This is a genomic window from Paenibacillus sp. FSL H7-0756, assembly GCF_038006765.1.
Taxonomy (GTDB): Bacteria; Bacillota; Bacilli; order Paenibacillales; family Paenibacillaceae; genus Paenibacillus_AQ.
Window position 1 is genome coordinate 3,473,350 of sequence record NZ_JBBOVT010000001.1, and the last position, 16,849, is coordinate 3,490,198.

Annotated in this window: 13 protein-coding genes and 1 riboswitch; of the genes, 10 read left to right on the forward strand and 3 right to left on the reverse strand. The window is 54.9% G+C overall.

Translation table 11 applies throughout. The features are described from left to right. Positions 1–43: 43 nt before the first annotated feature. The gene (locus NST04_RS15155) at positions 44–1,633 is read right to left on the reverse strand and encodes an AraC family transcriptional regulator (RefSeq protein WP_341184915.1); all 1,590 of its coding nucleotides are present in this window, start codon (positions 1,631–1,633) and stop codon (positions 44–46) included. Between the two features lie 145 nt (positions 1,634–1,778). On the opposite strand from NST04_RS15155, the gene NST04_RS15160 reads away from it, so the two are divergent. The 5 genes from NST04_RS15160 to NST04_RS15180 all read left to right on the forward strand — a co-directional run bounded on the left by NST04_RS15160 (position 1,779) and on the right by NST04_RS15180 (position 6,593). After that, a complete protein-coding gene (locus NST04_RS15160) occupies positions 1,779–2,138 on the forward strand; it encodes a (2Fe-2S) ferredoxin domain-containing protein (RefSeq protein WP_341184916.1) in 360 nt (119 codons plus the stop codon). A gap of 110 nt (positions 2,139–2,248) precedes the next feature. Then, positions 2,249–3,058, forward strand: coding sequence for a GNAT family N-acetyltransferase (locus NST04_RS15165; protein ID WP_341184917.1), 810 nt, complete (start codon positions 2,249–2,251; stop codon positions 3,056–3,058). A 42-nt stretch (positions 3,059–3,100) separates the two neighbouring features. Then, positions 3,101–3,832 carry an SDR family NAD(P)-dependent oxidoreductase gene (locus NST04_RS15170; protein ID WP_341184918.1) on the forward strand — a complete coding sequence of 244 codons (732 nt, stop codon included), beginning with the start codon at positions 3,101–3,103 and terminating at the stop codon, positions 3,830–3,832. A 101-nt stretch (positions 3,833–3,933) separates the two neighbouring features. Further along, positions 3,934–5,091, forward strand: coding sequence for an AI-2E family transporter (locus NST04_RS15175; protein WP_341184919.1), 1,158 nt, complete (start codon positions 3,934–3,936; stop codon positions 5,089–5,091). 20 nt (positions 5,092–5,111) lie between these two features. After that, positions 5,112–6,593 carry a carboxylesterase/lipase family protein gene (locus NST04_RS15180; RefSeq protein WP_341185259.1) on the forward strand — a complete coding sequence of 494 codons (1,482 nt, stop codon included), beginning with the start codon at positions 5,112–5,114 and terminating at the stop codon, positions 6,591–6,593. Between the two features lie 739 nt (positions 6,594–7,332). Here NST04_RS15180 and NST04_RS15185 read toward each other — a convergent pair. Then, positions 7,333–8,511 carry a PstS family phosphate ABC transporter substrate-binding protein gene (locus tag NST04_RS15185; RefSeq protein WP_341184920.1) on the reverse strand — a complete coding sequence of 393 codons (1,179 nt, stop codon included), beginning with the start codon at positions 8,509–8,511 and terminating at the stop codon, positions 7,333–7,335. A 236-nt stretch (positions 8,512–8,747) separates the two neighbouring features. Further along, positions 8,748–8,896, forward strand: a riboswitch (FMN riboswitch). A 127-nt stretch (positions 8,897–9,023) separates the two neighbouring features. Between NST04_RS15185 and NST04_RS15190 the strand changes: the two genes are divergently transcribed. Continuing rightward, positions 9,024–9,986, forward strand: coding sequence for a DMT family transporter (locus NST04_RS15190; protein ID WP_341184921.1), 963 nt, complete (start codon positions 9,024–9,026; stop codon positions 9,984–9,986). Between the two features lie 147 nt (positions 9,987–10,133). On the opposite strand, the gene NST04_RS15195 is transcribed toward NST04_RS15190, so the two are convergent. After that, positions 10,134–11,291: a hypothetical protein gene (locus NST04_RS15195; RefSeq protein WP_341184922.1), complete on the reverse strand. Its 1,158-nt coding sequence runs from the start codon at positions 11,289–11,291 to the stop codon at positions 10,134–10,136. A gap of 188 nt (positions 11,292–11,479) precedes the next feature. On the opposite strand from NST04_RS15195, the gene NST04_RS15200 reads away from it, so the two are divergent. From NST04_RS15200 to lysA, 4 genes are all read left to right on the forward strand, one after another. Beyond that, positions 11,480–12,145, forward strand: a complete 666-nt coding sequence (locus NST04_RS15200) for a stage V sporulation protein AA (RefSeq protein WP_341184923.1) — start codon at positions 11,480–11,482, stop codon at positions 12,143–12,145. Then, positions 12,142–12,567, forward strand: coding sequence for a stage V sporulation protein AB (locus NST04_RS15205; protein ID WP_339249408.1), 426 nt, complete (start codon positions 12,142–12,144; stop codon positions 12,565–12,567). Before NST04_RS15200 ends, NST04_RS15205 begins: the two co-directional genes overlap by 4 nt. 982 nt (positions 12,568–13,549) lie before the next feature. Beyond that, positions 13,550–15,313: a spore germination protein gene (locus tag NST04_RS15210; protein ID WP_445667920.1), complete on the forward strand. Its 1,764-nt coding sequence runs from the start codon at positions 13,550–13,552 to the stop codon at positions 15,311–15,313. Positions 15,314–15,505: 192 nt separating this feature from the next. Continuing rightward, a complete protein-coding gene (lysA, locus tag NST04_RS15215) occupies positions 15,506–16,840 on the forward strand; it encodes a diaminopimelate decarboxylase (protein WP_341184924.1) in 1,335 nt (444 codons plus the stop codon). Positions 16,841–16,849 lie beyond the last annotated feature (9 nt).

The following is a 16,849-nucleotide window of genomic DNA, read 5'->3' on the forward strand; positions in this document are numbered from 1 at the left end:
TCGGATTAGACTATGGCTGAATGTGATGTCCGGCTATGTAAATTTATGATGTCAGCGCCTGCACCAGGACCTTCAATTGCGCTTCGGAGGAGAGGGGGTCGAAGCCGTAGAACATGCAGGGCTGATTCAGGAAATAGATTCTTCCGCCTGGAGAATCATCGGTATGATGTTGGTGTACAGGGTGAAGTAAGCTCTGCAGCGGCTCCAGCGCTTCAGCAGCCTCCCTGCTTGAGGTAATGAAGATATGGTCAGCGGGGTAGCGGGCAATGTTATGGAAGGCGATCTCCAGGTAGCCCTTATCCAGCAGTCCCTCTGCAATGAGGCCAAGCGGCGGGCGGAAGCCAAGATCATGATACAGAATCTGCGTCCCGCGGCCGTAGCTGCTGCTGAAGCAGTAGGCCGCCTCTGCGCCAAGCTCCAGGACTAGGGCGGTTCCCCGGTCACCGATCCGCCGGTCAAGCAACTGATTAGCTTGATAACAATGCCAGTCATAGAGGCTTAGCCAGGCCTCTGCCTGCGGCTGACGCCCGGTCACCTCGGCAATCAGCCGGAATTGCTCCCGCCAGTCCATTTGCATGAAGGGAATCTCGATCACCGGTGCGACGGACAGGAGCTGCTTGCTCTTGTCAGGCAAGGAGTAGCTGATAATAACATCCGGCCGGGCGGACGATAGACGTTCGTAAAGACCTGAGGAGCTGATTCCTTCATCCAGCAGCTTCTTCCTGGAAGGAACGGGCTGCAGGCTCTCCATCCAGGCCGAATAGACTCCCAGCCTGGGAACGACTTCGAGCGCATGGAGACTGGCCGTATGATTGAAGTTCAGCGAGACTACGGATTTGCTCTTACGGTGATAGGCTGATGGCGAAATTCCTACGACCTGCTTGAATTTGCGGCTTAAATAAGTTCCTTCGCTATACCCGATCTCAAGCGCCAGCGTACTCAGATTCGGGGCTCCTGTAAGGATACGCTGCTGGGCCTTGCGGATGCGCAGCAGCGTTATGTATTGGTTGAAGGTCTGTCCGGTGAACTTGCGGAAGCTCCGGGAGAAATGCTCCGGGGTGATTCCGGCAAGCCCGGCAGCCTGTTCTCTCGTCAAATCTTCATTATAATGGGATTCTATATATTGCAGGACACGGTCAATCCACTGAGAGGGCGGCTCTGCGTCCTCCGCTGAACTGTCATATAGCTCACTGAGCAGCTCCGTGAACAGAGCTTGCAAGGCAAACGGCTTCCGCTGCTCCGGCTGGTTCCAGCCGCTAAGAAGCTGCACAGCCATTGTGCTTACGTGGGGCGGACAGCTTCGGACCGGCTGACGATGGTTCAGCGGGCTGAACGTCCGGATGTTGCCGGAGATCGCCGCATATTCGATCCATACACCCTGCAGCTTATGGCTGCGGGGCAGCCTGATATCCACCGAACTGTCACTGCACAGAATATGACCGCCGGATAGACGGATGCGTTCGCCATCCAGCTCGATGACTTCGCTTCCTCTGGTGATCACCACCAGGAATGAGGTGAAGGGCTGAGTGGGATTGTCCCCGTTAAAGGAGGCTTGATCCAGTGCCATTACACGTACCGGAATATAAAAGCTGTGAGGATTAGGCCATGAACTGCCGGTATTTCGCGTCTGCATGTTTCAAGTCACTCTTTTCTTAGATGATAATCATTCTCAATGTTAGTATAACAGTCTTTCCTTCTATTGACGATCCCCGAAAAGGAAGGTAGTTTAGGGTTATAGACAAGCTGGGTATTGTTGTATTGAAGGGGGCGGAACTGCCATGACAACCTGGAATCTGCAAGGAACGGTCAGCCATCTGCTGATCTGTAACGGAAGTGACTGCAAGAAGCACAAGGGCGAAGAGGTAGCGGAAGCGATCGAGGATGAGATTACGAAGCAAGGGGCAGACGCGCTGATACATACAACAGTAACCCGCTGCAACGGAAGATGCTCGGATGCCTGTGTCGTGATCTCTTACCCGGAAGGCGTATGGTACAGGGATGTTACCCCTAAGACGGCCAAAAGTCTGGTGCGCAAGGTGCTGAAGGGAGAAAAGCTCGAAGAGAATTTGCTCTACACTTACGAAGATGGCCTCAAGGCCGCGATCCCGAAGGGTGCCAAAGGGAAGAAGAAGAAATAACATAAGAGCCGTAGTACAGCCCGTTGACGGAATAATTCCGGCTGCGGGTTGTTTATTTTTTCCAATGGGGGCTTTACAATAGATAGAAAAGTCTAAGAGGGGGAAGCGGAATGTTTGTAGGCTTTGGGCCGGAGGATGATGTGCTGCACAGCAGGCTGTTCATGCAGGAGGAGGTAGAATATAACCTGATTCATCTGATCGCGGGGAATCAGGAGTCCATGCGGCTGAAGACGGAGGAGAATGACCTGATTTTCGCCCATGCCCCAGGGCGTAACTCGTGGTTGTGGTTATCGCCGGAGCTGGAAGAAGAGAGGCGCCGTTCCCTTGTCCGGGAGCTGACGGAAATGCTGGCGGACCGCGAGTTGCCGGGGGTTACCGGAACGCCGGGGACGGGGAGGCTGTTCGCTGATGCGTACAGCAAGCTTATCGGCAAGTCTCACCACGTACGGATGATGATGGAGGCCTATCACTGCCCGCAGGTGCAGCTGCCGCATGGTGTCAGCGGCAAGCTGCAGCAGGCGGAGCCAGGCGATATTCCGCTCATCGCCAGGTATTTAGCTGGGTTCGTGCAGGAATGCTTCGGAACGGAGAGTGCGCCGGAGGATCATCTGGACTATGCCGGGACGGTCATGGAGTCTGGCAAGCTCCGTCTGTGGATCGACAAGGACCAGCCGGTGTCCATGGTTAATCTGGCCCATCAGTCTGCCAGACATGCACGAATCAATGAGGTCTACACTCCGCGTGAGTTCCGCAAGTATGGGTATGCGAGTGCGGCTGTAGCTGCCCTATGTGACGAACTGCTCAGCAAGGGTGTGACGCCAATGCTCTACGCCGATGCGGCGAACCCTGATTCTAACAAGGTTTATCAGTCGGTGGGCTTCAAGCGGACCGGAAGTATTGTTGATTTGCGCTTTCAGTAAGTCCGTAATTATTAAGCCTAATACAAGGAGGAACGTCTAAGAATGCTGCAAGGAATGAAACTAATAGTGACCGGTGCGGCTTCAGGTATTGGTAAGGCCATTGTCAGACATAGTCTGGAGGCGGGAGCTGAGGTCATTGGCTGTGACCTGGATGGTCCGCGTCTGGAGGAGCTGAAGCGCGAAGCTGCTTCGGATAAGCTCTATACTTACCGCCTGAATGTAGCCGATTACAGCGAGGTGGAGCACTTCTTCTCAGCCCTTCAGCAAGAGCATGCCGATGTGAGCGGGCTGGTTAACAATGCAGGGATCTATCTGGGCCGCAGCCTGCTGAAGTATACGCCTGAGGAGATCAGCCGGGTGATGGATATCAACATCAAAGGGTATGTCTATTTCTCCCAGGCCTTCGGACGGATGCTGCTGGAGCAGAAGCAGAAGGGCGTCATCGTTAACATGTCATCGGTCTCCGGCCAGGAAGGCAGCTCCGATGCAGTGTACGGTCTAACGAAGGCTGCTATTCTTGGCTTGACCAAGAGCTGCGCAATGAATTTTGCCCCGTTGATCCGCGTAAATGCAGTGGCCCCGACGATGGCGGACACCCCGATGATGGGACATATCCCCGCCTGGAGACAGCAGGAATACCGGGAGCACCAGTTAAATCCTGAACCGCTGCTGGCGGAGGATGTTGCCGATACGGTGATTTTTATGCTGAGCAGCAGAGCCAGAGCTTATACCGGAGCCACCTTTGACATTAACAATGGCTGTTATTTGCGGTGATCAACCCTGATTTGACTTGCAGCTACAGGGTTACTATGCTTATACATAGTGCAAATAATCACACTTAACAGGTAAGAGTTGCAGCTAGGGGGCGGCAGGATATGGATAGACGGCAGGTATGGCCGGATAAATTCAAGAAGTTTTTTCTGAACAACAAGTTTGTGGTAGGTCTGCTGATTGCGTTGCTGGTGGGCTTAACGATACTCGTATTCTCAAAGATTCCGTTTGTGTTCAAGCCGCTGTCTGTGCTTCTGCATACGGTGGCAGCGCCGCTGCTGCTCTCAGGAATCGCCTATTATCTGCTGAATCCGCTGGTGGACCGTCTGGAGAAGAGAAGCCGGGTGAAGCGGGCCTATGGCATTGTCATTCTGTATCTGATTATTATGGGGATTATTACTCTGGTGCTGCTTATGGTCATCCCGATCATCCGCACCCAGCTCATGGGCCTGATTGACAACTTCCCCGTCTACAGTGAGCAGATCCAGGAGGAATTCCTCCAGCTTACGGGCAGTGAATTGTTCAATAAGATCCAGTCGAGCGTGGGCACGGACCTTAGTGATATCACCAGCAAGGTGACGACCTGGGCTTCCACTTTCCTGAATAATGCCGTCAGCGGCGTGGGCAGCTTCGTGGGAACACTGACCGAAATTGTATTGGCTGTAGTGACTACACCGTTCATTCTTTTCTATCTCCTGCGCGACGGCAAAAGATTGCCCGACTATCTCATGAGACTCATCCCTACCGCGCTGCGGCCGCAGTCCCGGATGGTGATGCAGGAAATGAACAATCAGATCGCATCGTATATCCGCGGCCAGATTATTGTCAGCTGCTGCATCGGAGCACTGCTCTATATCGGGTATCTGATTATCGGGCTGGAGTATTCGCTGGTTCTGGCGATCGTTGCCGCTTGTACGGCTGTAGTTCCTTATCTGGGGCCGGCCATTGCAATTACCCCTGCGCTGATTGTAGCGATGGTGACCTCACCGTTTATGCTGCTGAAGATGGTCATTGTCTGGACCGCCGTCCAGCTGATTGAAGGGAAGTTCATCTCGCCGCAAATTATGGGGAAATCGCTGAAGATCCACCCGATTACGATTATTTTTGTGATTATTTTTGCCGGGAAAATGTTCGGTGTACTCGGTATCATACTTGCGGTGCCGGGCTACGCCGTGCTTAAGGTGGTAATGACCCATATCTTCCAGTGGTTCCGCTTCCGCTCCGGGCTCTACAGAGTCATCGAAGAAAAGACTGAGGAATAAAGCGAAAAGGAATGAGTGCAATGAAAGGACAACTGGTGAATACAGCTTATGGGCAACTGAAGGGAGAAGCGGGAAACGGCGTGAACGTGTGGCGCGGCATCCCGTTCGCTGCCCCGCCGCTTGGAGAGCTGCGCTTCCGGGCACCGCAGCCGCCGGAGTCCTGGAGCGGCGTGCGGGAGGCCGTCAAGTTCGGACCGGTCAGCCTGCAGCCGGTCAGCACCAGCGGGACGCGGTTCGGCGGCACCACCCCTATCTATGATGAAGATTGTCTATATCTGAATGTCTGGTCCCCGGCGGTGGCGGAGGAGAGCGAAGCGCTGCCGGTGATGGTGTGGATTCACGGCGGCACCTTCGTTACCGGCGCAGGCAGCCAGCCGATGTTCGAAGGCAGCAATCTGGCCGTCTCCGGGAAGGTCGTGGTGGTTACCGTGAATTACCGGCTGGGTCCGCTCGGGTTCCTGCATCTGTCTCCGCTGGGCGGAGGACTGGGCAGCAATCTGGGTCTCCTGGATCAGATTGCTGCCCTGGAATGGGTGCAGCAAAATATCGCTGCCTTCGGCGGTGATCCGGCGCGAGTCACGGTCTTCGGGGAGTCGGCAGGGAGCATGAGTATTGCCGCGCTGCTGGCGATGCCTGCGGCGAAGGGACTGTTCGCCAGGGCTATTATGGAGAGCGGCGCGGCGCAGACGCTGAATGGGGAGCTGGGCGGGCAGATTGCCGCCGCTTTCCTGGCAGAGCTGGGCCTTCAGCCCGGCGGCGATACGCAGCTTCTGCATACGCTGACGGCCGGAGAGATCATGGAAGCCGCAGGCCGGATGGCGTACAAGCTGTCCGGAGACTCGATGAATATGTTTTTCCAGCCGGTTGTTGAGCCGGGCACCTTGCCGGTTGAGCCGGTACAGGCCATCGCAGCGGGAGCTGCCAGCGGCATTCCCGTGCTGATCGGAACGAATCTGCATGAAGGCAATCTGTTCTTCCGCGAGGGGCAGAAGGCGGATAACTTCGAGCAATCACTCAAAGCGCTGGAGCAATTGATGGGAGTGGACGACCTCTCCGAGCTGACCTCCGATTACAGCCAGACCTGGGAAGGACAGGCGGAGGTGCTGACTGACCTCTTCTTCTGGGCCAGCTCGATTTCGTTCGCGGAGAAGCAGCAAGGGCATGCCCCCGTCTGGATGTACCGCTTTGACTGGACGGTGGCTGGGCATCCGCTGCTGGAGAAGGCCATTCACGGCGCGGAGATTCTGTATGTCTTCAACAACCTCCCGCTGCTCAAGCAGTACGGCCTGAGCGTGACGCCGGAGATGGAGGCAGTGGCCGAGGCGATGCAGACCGCCTGGACTGCCTTCGCCCATAGTGGAGATCCGGCAGCGCCGGGACTGGATTGGCCGCAGTACACGCCGAAGACGCGGGCAACGATGATATTTGACCAATCCTCGCTTGTGGTGAATGACCCGGACGGGGAGAAGCGCAGACGGATTTTTGAGCATTACTTGGGATAAGTTTACAGGCAGCAGCCCTCGCCGGAGGAAGACCCCCGGGAGGGCTGCTGCCTGTATGCGGGCGAATGTATGCGTAAAAGCGAATGCATTGAGCAAGTGCGGAGATATGCGGGCGAATGTATGCGGAAAAGCGAATACAATGGGTGCTGCGATAAGGGAAGGGTCCATTGCTCCACAGCCAGTAACATTAATTGAGAAATCCTGCACGAATTGCAGCAATCCTGTTCGATAGGAACGGTTTATGTTGAAATCTTGCACGAATTGCAACAAATCCAGCGCTGACTTACTCTATACACTATAATTCCTGCAAATGATGCAACAATGAGCCCTCAGCCAGTAACAGTCATAGAGAAATCCTGCAAAAAGTGCAACTATGCTGCTCTATACAAGCGTTCGGTGAGAGATAAAACTCTCAGATTGGCCAGAGTTGGGCTGAGCGCCAGAATGAGTGGGAGAACACTTTAGAATGTACGCGAAAAAGCGAATACAATGGGCAGGCGCGGGGTGTGTTGGCCAAATGTAATCGGAAAACCGATTACAATGGGCAGGCGCGGCGGTGTGTGGCCAAATGTAATCGGAAAACCGATTACAATGGGCAGGCGCGGGGTGTGTTGGGGGAATGTAATCGAAAAACCGATTACAATGGACGGACGCGGTGGTGTGCGGGCTGTATATTATGCCATCAGAAAGCGATGAGGCACCAGCATCCCCTTACCCCGCTAGGATGCTGGTGTTCTGCTTATTTCACCGGCGTGTAGCCGGTCTTCTCAACCAGCTCCTGGCCCTCGGCGGACAGAATCCAGTCCAGGAACGGATCGATGTTCGGGTTGGTGCTGCCGGCCGTTACGGCGTAGAATTCGACGGCGAGCGGGTAATCGCCGCTGCGGATGGTCTCCTTGGAAGGCGGTACCTGATCGATGGCCAGCAGCTTGATCTCATCGCTGGCATTCATCTGTGAGGCGTAGAACAGGAAGCTGAATCCAAGTGCGTTATTGAAGTTGCGGTAGCTGGCGGTCAGGCTGATAATGCCGCTCATGACGTCTGCCACATTCTCCTTGGGGGGAGCCATCAGCTGGCGGTCCTCCATGATTTTTTGCAGCTTGGTCTGGCTGCCGCTGTTCTCTTCCCGCTGAAAAGCCCGGATGGACGCCTTCTTGCCGCCGACCTCCTTCCAGTTCGTAACCGTGCCGGAATAGATATCCTTAATCTGATCTACCGTTAAGCTGTCCACCGGATTGCGCTTGTTGACGAAGAAGACGAACGCTTCGCGCCCGATCGGAGTGAGCTTCAGCTCCCGGCCCGCCAGCTTCGCCTGCTTCGTCTGGGCCAGCGAAGGGGCTGCGGCAAATATAATGTCAGCATTCCCGGCGATCAGACGCTTGTAAGCCTCGGAAGTGCTGGTGCACAGGACGAGATCATTTCCGGTCAGCTCAATGCTGGAGTTATAGGTATCCTGCGGATACACGGCCTGGACAAAAGCGGAATATAGCGGATACAGTGCCGTTGCGCCATCCAGACGGGGCATTTGCTCCGTAAGCTGATAGGATGCCTTATGATCGAGAGAAGCAGCCTTGGTATTGGCCTCAAAGGGGGCGTATTGGTACAGGTTCACCTCTGGTTCTCTGACTTCTGCCAGGCTGTTCACATACGCTTGTCTGATCTCATGGCCTGCGGCTGCCAGCACACAGATTCCGGCAAAAGCGGCCAGGAGCATCCGCCGTACCTTGCTGCTGAACAGGCCAAAGATGCTGAGCACGGAGAATACAGCCAGCCCTGAAGCGACCACGAGGGCCAGCGGACCATAGAAGAGCATTCCTCCTGTAAAAGCGGCGATAACATAAGCTATGAAGCCGAGGATGGCAAGGCCGGCCAGAGCTAGGATGGAATACAGCAGATTGGTCGGAATACTTCTTTTCATGATAACCTCCATAAAATCTCTATATTAGGGATGATCAATGTTCATACTATAGTGTAGCGCACACTGCCGTTTCTGCCAAACGAACCAGAACCTGGATGCGGCCCGCAAATTGAATTAACAGAATGTAATGTTGGGTTGAATGATTATTGAATGAAATATAATGATTATTTTCATAAAAAGCTGGACGAAATCAAAAATCAGAGGTATTCTGAGATTGTGAAAATAATAACAGAATACAAGATTCTCGGGGTAAGGTGAAATTCCTGACCGGCGGTGATGTTCGTGAGAACTAAGCCCGCGACTCGTTACTCTTTTCACAAGAGGAAGCGACTGATCTGGTGACAATCCAGAGCCGACGGTAAAGTCCGGATGGGAGAGGATCATAAGATAAAGGCGGCGGGTCTATTCCGTATGTCTTTATTGATAACAACCCCCGATGTTTGTCCTGTTCACAGGAGACTCGGGGGTTTTTGGTCTCTATCGAGGGTTTGTATCGACAAGGAGAATGAAAGATGAGTAATGTAACTGCTTCATCCCAAGGCGTGCGTACCGCACCGGTGCGCAGCGGATTCTGGCTGGTGGTTCTGGGGGCGGCCTTATGGGGAGTTGACCCGCTGTTCCGCATTATCCTGCTGAAATCCCTGACTTCCTCCCAGATTGTACTGCTTGAGCATGTTGTGCTCTTCCTGGTGGCCGCTCCGGTAATGTGGCGTAACCGCGCAGAGCTGAAGGGTGTACGTCTGCGTCAGGCCGCAGCGCTGCTAGTGGTATCGTGGGGCGGCTCAGCCGTAGCGACCATTCTGTTCACCAAAGCTCTATCCAGCGGAGACTTCAATGCCGTGCTGCTGCTCCAGAAGCTTCAGCCTTTGTTCGCCATTGGTCTTGCTGCTGTTATTCTAAAAGAACGCCTGCCGCGCCATTTCGCACCGCTGCTTATCGTTGCCCTGGCCGGAACGTACCTGCTGACCTTCGGCTGGACGATTCCCTTCGGCCATGTGAACAGCTTCATGGGTGTAGGAAGCCTGATGGCGCTGGGTGCTGCAGCTTTGTGGGGCGGATCTACAGTTATGGGCCGCTATCTGCTGGGCTCGATGAAATATGAGACCGTAACCTCACTGCGCTTCATTCTGGCGCTCCCGCTGCTGTTCGTAATTACAAGCATGGAAGGCGCCCCGTGGCAGATGAGCGGCGGAGTCAGCGGCTCGGCGGCAGTTGCCGTTAACCTGCTGCTGCAGGCGTTGCTCCCCGGACTGCTCAGCATGCTGCTCTATTACAAGGGACTGAATACGACCAAAGCTTCGGTAGCGACACTGGCCGAACTCAGCTTCCCGATGACAGGGATTTTGATTAACTGGGTGGTCTATCAGCAGCTTGTAACCCTGCCGCAGATTGTCGGCTTCGCGCTGATCTGGACGGCACTCTTCTTCATCTCCAGTCAGCAGCGGGATCAGCTGCAGCCGGCCAAACAGAATTAACTTCATAGCGCTACAGTCTGAGGGGACATACCCCAGGACCCAGCGCATCATAGTCAAAGAGGATGTTCCTACACGGCCGCGCCGTCCGGGAACATCCTCTTTGTTGTATTGCAGACGCAAGGCAAGAGTGCCGCCGCTGGAGTGATTTTATTTCAGATATGGAGTGATCTTGATGCTCTTGTACCCAAGCTCCTTAAGCTGCGCTGGTGCGATATACAGCCGGCTTGCCGAATTGAAGCTGTTAACAGGTGTAAGAACCGTGTGATTGCTGCCGTTTGTGATTTTATAGATATAAGCCGCAGAAGGGTCGCCGGTTGCGCTAAGGTTCATGACTTCGACCTTCCAGCCGAGTGCCGCAGCAAGCGGCTTCACCGGTATCCACTCTTGTCCGCCCTTAGTGAATACGGTGGATACATCGACACTTTTTCCGTCCAGATTCAGGTTGTGTTCATAGGCTAAGGTGATCGGCATGTCCGTGACAGGCAAGTCTTTCAGCAGCATATCTTTAGGAAAAGCAACTTCGGGTCTGGAGGAAGGAGGAGCAGGGAACAAGGCTTCAAGCTCGCGGGTGTCCTTGACCAGCCGTGACGATCCGTCCTTCAGATTATAGATCCATGGGAGGCGCTTAGGCTCGTTTTTGACATATTGCAGCAGTCCCTTCGACAGGTTCAAGTTGTTCAAGGTCCCTTTCAGCAGCTCCTGCCGCTTCCCGGTGGACGGATCGTACGTACTGATCACATTCTGTTTGGCAGTCTCATTATATCCGCTCTCAAGCAGCGTATGCTGGTTGATCCACCGTGCACTGTAGTACCACTGAGTAGAATAATAGACGGAGACCTTGCCGGTCGCCGAGTTTCTCAGATACTGATCACCAAATTTGGCGACATAGCCCTCCGGCTGCCGTTCATAACGGGAACGCTCAAGAACACCCCAGCGGCCGTCAGGGGAGAAGGAGTATTCACTTTTGCGTACAATGGACTGGCTCTGCGTATCGTATACATAGGCTTGCTCCGGATCATCCATCCCCGTCAACTGTAAGTTCCCGCTGTCATACTTCCAGAAATGTTGAAAGGCCTCCGGCCATTTGGCATACGTTCCGTCCGGCTGCCGGGCAATGACGGCATTGATGAACTGGTTCCCGTCCAATTGGCTCACAGAATATAGCTGTACGTTGGAGCTTTTGCTGGTATAGGAATCGTATACCTCGATCTTCTCGGCTGCATGTGCTGTGAGCGGTGCTGCGAATGCCAGAAGCATTGATGCAGAGAGAACCATCCGTAAGGAGTGGTGCAGTGCTTTTCTCATATGAACTTCCATCCCTTCTGTGTAAATAACTGTAACTATAGACGGCCCTGAGGCAGGAAAAGTTTCGCTGGTCCTGCTTAATCACGATGAATTACAGAGGGGAAGAGTAAAAATAAGCCTTTTTTCCCATACTACCCTTATTCTTGCCGTAGGACAGCTTCACACCTGAGCTTAAGGAGGCCCCGCAGATGAACACTGATTCCCCGGCTCCAGCCGTCTATATCCAGCTTAAGAACCGGGTGACGGTGCCCAAGGGCAAGGGGGTGCTGCTGCGCGATGTCGCTTATCTGATCACTGATCAAGAGTGGCGGGAGCCGCTGTATACACTGCTTGTGCTTCAGCCGAAGGAGAGTGACGGCAATCTGATTCTGGTTGATCTGCTGACCGTCATTCCCCGGATTCAGGAAGTGTACCCTGATGCGGAGATCCAACCGATTGGCGAAGGCCGCACCATTGTACAGATTGAAGGTCCCTCTACGGCTGCTAAACCTTCTATAGCCCTGTTCGTGCTGGTCTGGCTGCTGCTGTTCTTCGGCTCGGCGCTGACGATTATGAATTTCCATGCCGATGTCAGCATGCTGGAGGTACAGATCCGGATTGTGGAGATGCTGACCGGCCGCAGGGACGAGCATCCTTATCTGTTTCAGATTGCCTATTCGCTGGGCATCGGGCTTGGGATGGTCATTTTTTTCAATCATTTGTTCAAAAAGAAATGGAATGAGGAGCCGACTCCCCTTGAGGTGGAAATGTTCCTGTATCAGAAGAATATCGATCAATATGTAATCAACGAGGAGTACCGCAAAATGAAACGCCGCAGTGACGAGGCACCCGGCAGCCGGGAGGGGGGCGCATGACGGCACCGCTGTCGCTTGGACTTCATCTGCTGCTCGGGATTGCCGGGGGAATCGCAGTGGGCGGAGGGGTGATTGCGCTATTCGTAGTGCTGGATATCATTCCCCGGCTGGCACAGCTCACCTCCTCCTATGACAAGGTTCACTGGTATGAGGGAGCGATGGTCGGCGGTTCCCTGCTGGGGACGGTGAGTGACTTCTGGAACTGGAAAATGGCGGCCGGTCCGCTAATTGAGCTGGGGGTCGGCCTGTTCAACGGCATATTCATCGGCATGCTGGCCGCGGCACTGACTGAGGTGCTCAATGTCCTGCCGATCCTGGCCAAACGTCTGCATATGACCCATCTGCTGCTTGGTCTCTTAATGGCGATGGTATGCGGCAAGGTGGCGGGCTCGTTGTTCGACTGGTTTGTCTATCAACAGTAAAGGGGGCTAGGGAGTGAGATATATTCACAGCGGTGATCCGGTAGAGACGGATAAAAAGAAAGACCGTTCTGCGGAGCAGAGCACGGAGCAGAAGTCACCGGAGCAAGCAGAGCAACCGGCAGCGTCCCAGAGTAGCAAGGGTCAGGAGCTGGGCGCGGTGACGGGGCAGCAGTCGCCAGAGCAGGAAGAGCAAGCGCCTGCGTCCCAGAGTAGCAAGGGGCAGGAGCTGGAGGCGTCAGCGGAGCTGGGCGCGGTGACACGCCCGATTGAGGGCGGGCAGGAGAGCCCTTCGGGCCTGGATGCTCCGTCCAATACCGGCGGGGAGGATAGCGGCGGTAAGAACGCAGCAGCTGGAGAAGGTGAGGATGACGGCGGTCAGAGTGCTGCGTCTGGGGACAATGAAGCAAGCGGTGATAAGAATGTTGCACCTGGAGACACTGGGGCTGTTAGCGGGAAAGATGCTGCGTCTGGAGAAAGTGTGGCTGACGGCGCTCAGAGTGCTCCGGCTACAGAGGAGGAGTTCCGCACCGAGGACGATCCCGCATCCGGGAACGGAGACGATCAGGAATCGTCCGGCGGAGGGATCAAAGGGTTCTTCAGCAGTCTGTTCGGCGACGATGCCGGGCCGGAGGAGCAGGCCGGGGACGGCTCCGGCAATACGGATGGACCGAATCAGGAGATGGAAGCTGCGGATGAACTGGGTAAGTCCGGTCAGCCGGAGGAAGCGTCTGCGGAATCCGGGAAGGGAGACCAGGCAACTGACCAAACAAATGACCATTCGCAGCAGGACGCGCATTTTGCCGGAGATTCTGCCTCCGCCGGTTTTGCAGGCCCGGAATCAGCGGATGCTGAAGGAGCCGGTACAACCGAGCAGTCAGAAGCTGCGCAGGCAGGGACGGAACATTCAGTGACGGAACATTCAGGTGCGGATTCCGGCCTGGAAGATGGAGCCCGTGAGGACGGCAGAGACAAGTCACAGGACATGGAAACCTCGGACGAACTGGGGGCGCAGTCGCCGGATAAGAGCCATAAAGGCTTTTTTGCCAGATTATTTGGAGATGATGAAGAGTCTGAGGATCAGGAGGACAGTCAGGAAACTGGTCAGCCAGAGCAGCCGAAGCAGTCCGCACCTAAGCAGTCCGCCCCCAAGAAGGCCAAAGCCGGTCAGGGAGCGGATTCTGCAAGCAAGCCCAAGGACCCCATGCAGCAAAAAAGGGACAATGAACGCTCTGACTCCCTGGAGCAGTCGATTACGTATTGGCAAGGCAATGACAAGATCCCGCAATCACTTGCGGATGCCAAGAATACACTGACCGAGGTGCTTGGGCTGGGCTCATCCTTCGATATTGTGTTCAGGGAAATGTCCTTCGGCGGAAAACGCGCAGCACTGCTCTGCATCAGCGGCTTCGCCAAGGATACGATTATCGATGAAATTCTGAAGCGCCTGACCTATCTGACCCCTGAAAATGTATCGACCGATGTCGTCGCCAGCTTCATGAGTGAATATATTCCCCATGTTCAGGTGGAGAAAGGCGAGCTGTTCAGCGAGAGCATCAACAAAGTGTTATCCGGCATGAGTGCGTTCTTCATTGAAGGGGAATCACAGGCTATCATCATGGATACCCGTTCGTACCCTTCCCGAAGCCCGGATGAACCGTCGATTGAGCGGGTGGTCCGCGGAGCGCGCGACGGCTTCACAGAGACGCTGCTGAGCAATGTGGCCCTGGTGAGAAGGCGTATCCGCGACCCGGGGCTGAAGCTGGAGATGCACCAGATCGGACGGCGGACCCGGACGGATGTCTGTCTGGCCTACATTGATGACATCGTGGATAAGACCCAGGTGCAGGCTGTTACCGACAAGCTGAAAAGCGTCAATCTCGACGGCATTCCCCTGGCAGACAAGCAGCTGGAGGAGGCTATTGTCGGCGGCGGTTGGAACCCCTATCCGCTGGTCCGTTATTCGGAACGGCCGGATATTGTTGCCTCTCATCTGCTGGAGGGCCGGGTCGTTGTTTTTGTCGATACCTCACCGAGTGTCATGGTGCTGCCGACGACGTTTTTTGATCTTTGCCAGCATGCGGAAGAGAACCGCCAGACCCCTTTTATGGGGAGCTATCTGCGCTGGGTCCGCTTCATCGGGATCTTTGCGTCGATGTTCCTGCTCCCGCTGTGGATGCTGATGGTGCTTCATCCGGAGCTGAAGCCCGGCATGCTGGATTTCATCGGTCCGCAAAAATCAGCCAATCTCCCGCTTATTGCCCAGTTTCTGATCGTTGAGCTGGGGGTGGACCTGCTGCGGATGGCTGCGGTGCATACACCGACCCCGCTCGGCTCCGCGATGGGGCTGATCGCTGCCATTCTGGTCGGTGATATCGCCGTACAGACCGGGCTTTTTGTCAATGAAGTGGTGCTCTATATGGCGGTGGCCTCTATCGGGATGTTTGCAACGCCGAGCTACGAGCTGGGGCTGGCTAACCGGATTGTCCGGCTTGCACTGCTGCTGGCGGTAGCTGCTTATGGCATCCCCGGCTTCATGATCGGGACGACACTGCTGGTGGTGCTGCTAACCACACACCGTTCGTATAACTCTCCATACATGTGGCCGTTTATACCATTTAATGCAAAAGCTATGGCGGAGATCCTTCTGCGTCAGCCGGTGCTCAGCTCCAAAACAAGGCCATCCTTCAACAAAACAAGAGATAACACCAGGATGCCTGAGAATAAGGACGCCCCGCGCAAGTCGTAGGAAAATACAAATCAACTGCAAAAAAGTCCATTCAACGGTGTTCCCTCTGTCTGTTATACTGAGTATACTGAATAGCCCCGCAATAAGCCGGATTTGTATTCTGAGCATCTTTTACAGGAACGCATCGGGGCCCCAAATCATATACTAGACAGGGTGGATCGGATGATTCCACAGAAATTGGAGGACTGCGCAATGTTTTTACACGGGACGAGCCGAATCAATGATGCAGGGCATTTGGAGATCGGCGGATGTGATGTAACCGAATTGAAGGCGGAATATGGAACACCGCTATATATAGTGGACGAGCAATTGGTCCGCCGCCGCTGCCGCGAGTACATGGAGGCATTCACAGCTTCCGGTCTCGGGTTCCAGGTGGCTTATGCCAGCAAGGCGTTCTCGACGATGGCGATGTGCCGGCTTGCGGATGAGGAAGGATTGTCGCTGGATGTGGTCTCCGATGGAGAGCTGTATACTGCGCTGCAAGCCGGTTTCCCGGCGGAACGCATTCATTTCCACGGCAATAATAAGACACCGGATGAGATTGAGATGGCGATCGATGCTGGGATTGGCTGCTTTGTCGCCGATAATCTGGTGGAGCTCCGCCTGCTTCAGTCCATTGCCGCCCGCAGAGAAGTGACGGTTAATATTCTGCTGCGCGTGACGCCCGGGGTGGAAGCCCATGCCCATCATGCCTACGCTTCCACAGGACAGACCGACTCCAAATTCGGCTTCGATATCGGCAACGGTTCGGCCCGTGAAGCGGTTAGCCTGGCTGACAGCCTAACTAATCTGAATCTGCTCGGGGTGCATTCGCATATCGGGTCGCAGATTTTTGAGACCGAAGGCTTCCAGCTTGCTGTTGAACGTATCGCTGAGTTCACCCGTGCCGTCAAGGAAGAGCTGGGAATCAGCTTCCCTGTAGTCAACCTGGGCGGAGGCTTCGGAATCCGTTATGTGGACGGCGATACGCCGCTGCAGGTATCCGAATATGTCGCAGCCATCACAGATGCTGTGAAGACCCACTTCACCGGCATTAACGATTCACTGCCGCAGATCTGGGTGGAGCCGGGCCGCAGCATCGTAGGGGATGCCGGTACGACCCTGTACACAGTTGGAACCAGCAAGGAGATTCCGGGTGTGCGCAAATACGTAGCCGTTGACGGCGGCATGACCGATAATCCGCGTCCGGCCCTGTATGAATCCAAGTACGAAGCGCTGCTGGCAAGCCGTGCGACTGAGCCTAACGTGGAGAAGGTATCCATCGCCGGCAAATGCTGCGAGAGCGGCGATATGCTGATCTGGGACGTTGAGCTGCCTAAGGTGGAGAGCGGCGATCTGCTGGCTGTGGCCTGCACTGGTGCTTACAATTACTCCATGGCCAGCAACTACAACCGTATCCGCCGTCCGGCGGTGGTATTCGTGCAGAACGGGCAGAGCGATCTGGTAGTACGCCGTGAGTCCCATCAGGACATTGTTGCCAATGATATCGTGCCTGCACGGATTGCCAAACAGGCCGTTACGAAATAAGACTATACG

What these genes read in the sequence shown, in the direction of transcription:
- NST04_RS15155 (WP_341184915.1), bottom strand. Translation starts at nt 1,633, where the DNA reads ATGCAGACGCGAAATACCGGCAGTTCATGGCCTAATCCTCACAGCTTT.
- NST04_RS15160 (WP_341184916.1), top strand. Translation starts at nt 1,779, where the DNA reads ATGACAACCTGGAATCTGCAAGGAACGGTCAGCCATCTGCTGATCTGT.
- NST04_RS15165 (WP_341184917.1), top strand. Translation starts at nt 2,249, where the DNA reads ATGTTTGTAGGCTTTGGGCCGGAGGATGATGTGCTGCACAGCAGGCTG.
- NST04_RS15170 (WP_341184918.1), top strand. Translation starts at nt 3,101, where the DNA reads ATGCTGCAAGGAATGAAACTAATAGTGACCGGTGCGGCTTCAGGTATT.
- NST04_RS15175 (WP_341184919.1), top strand. Translation starts at nt 3,934, where the DNA reads ATGGATAGACGGCAGGTATGGCCGGATAAATTCAAGAAGTTTTTTCTG.
- NST04_RS15180 (WP_341185259.1), top strand. Translation starts at nt 5,112, where the DNA reads ATGAAAGGACAACTGGTGAATACAGCTTATGGGCAACTGAAGGGAGAA.
- NST04_RS15185 (WP_341184920.1), bottom strand. Translation starts at nt 8,511, where the DNA reads ATGAAAAGAAGTATTCCGACCAATCTGCTGTATTCCATCCTAGCTCTG.
- NST04_RS15190 (WP_341184921.1), top strand. Translation starts at nt 9,024, where the DNA reads ATGAGTAATGTAACTGCTTCATCCCAAGGCGTGCGTACCGCACCGGTG.
- NST04_RS15195 (WP_341184922.1), bottom strand. Translation starts at nt 11,291, where the DNA reads ATGAGAAAAGCACTGCACCACTCCTTACGGATGGTTCTCTCTGCATCA.
- NST04_RS15200 (WP_341184923.1), top strand. Translation starts at nt 11,480, where the DNA reads ATGAACACTGATTCCCCGGCTCCAGCCGTCTATATCCAGCTTAAGAAC.
- NST04_RS15205 (WP_339249408.1), top strand. Translation starts at nt 12,142, where the DNA reads ATGACGGCACCGCTGTCGCTTGGACTTCATCTGCTGCTCGGGATTGCC.
- NST04_RS15210 (WP_445667920.1), top strand. Translation starts at nt 13,550, where the DNA reads ATGGAAACCTCGGACGAACTGGGGGCGCAGTCGCCGGATAAGAGCCAT.
- lysA (WP_341184924.1), top strand. Translation starts at nt 15,506, where the DNA reads ATGTTTTTACACGGGACGAGCCGAATCAATGATGCAGGGCATTTGGAG.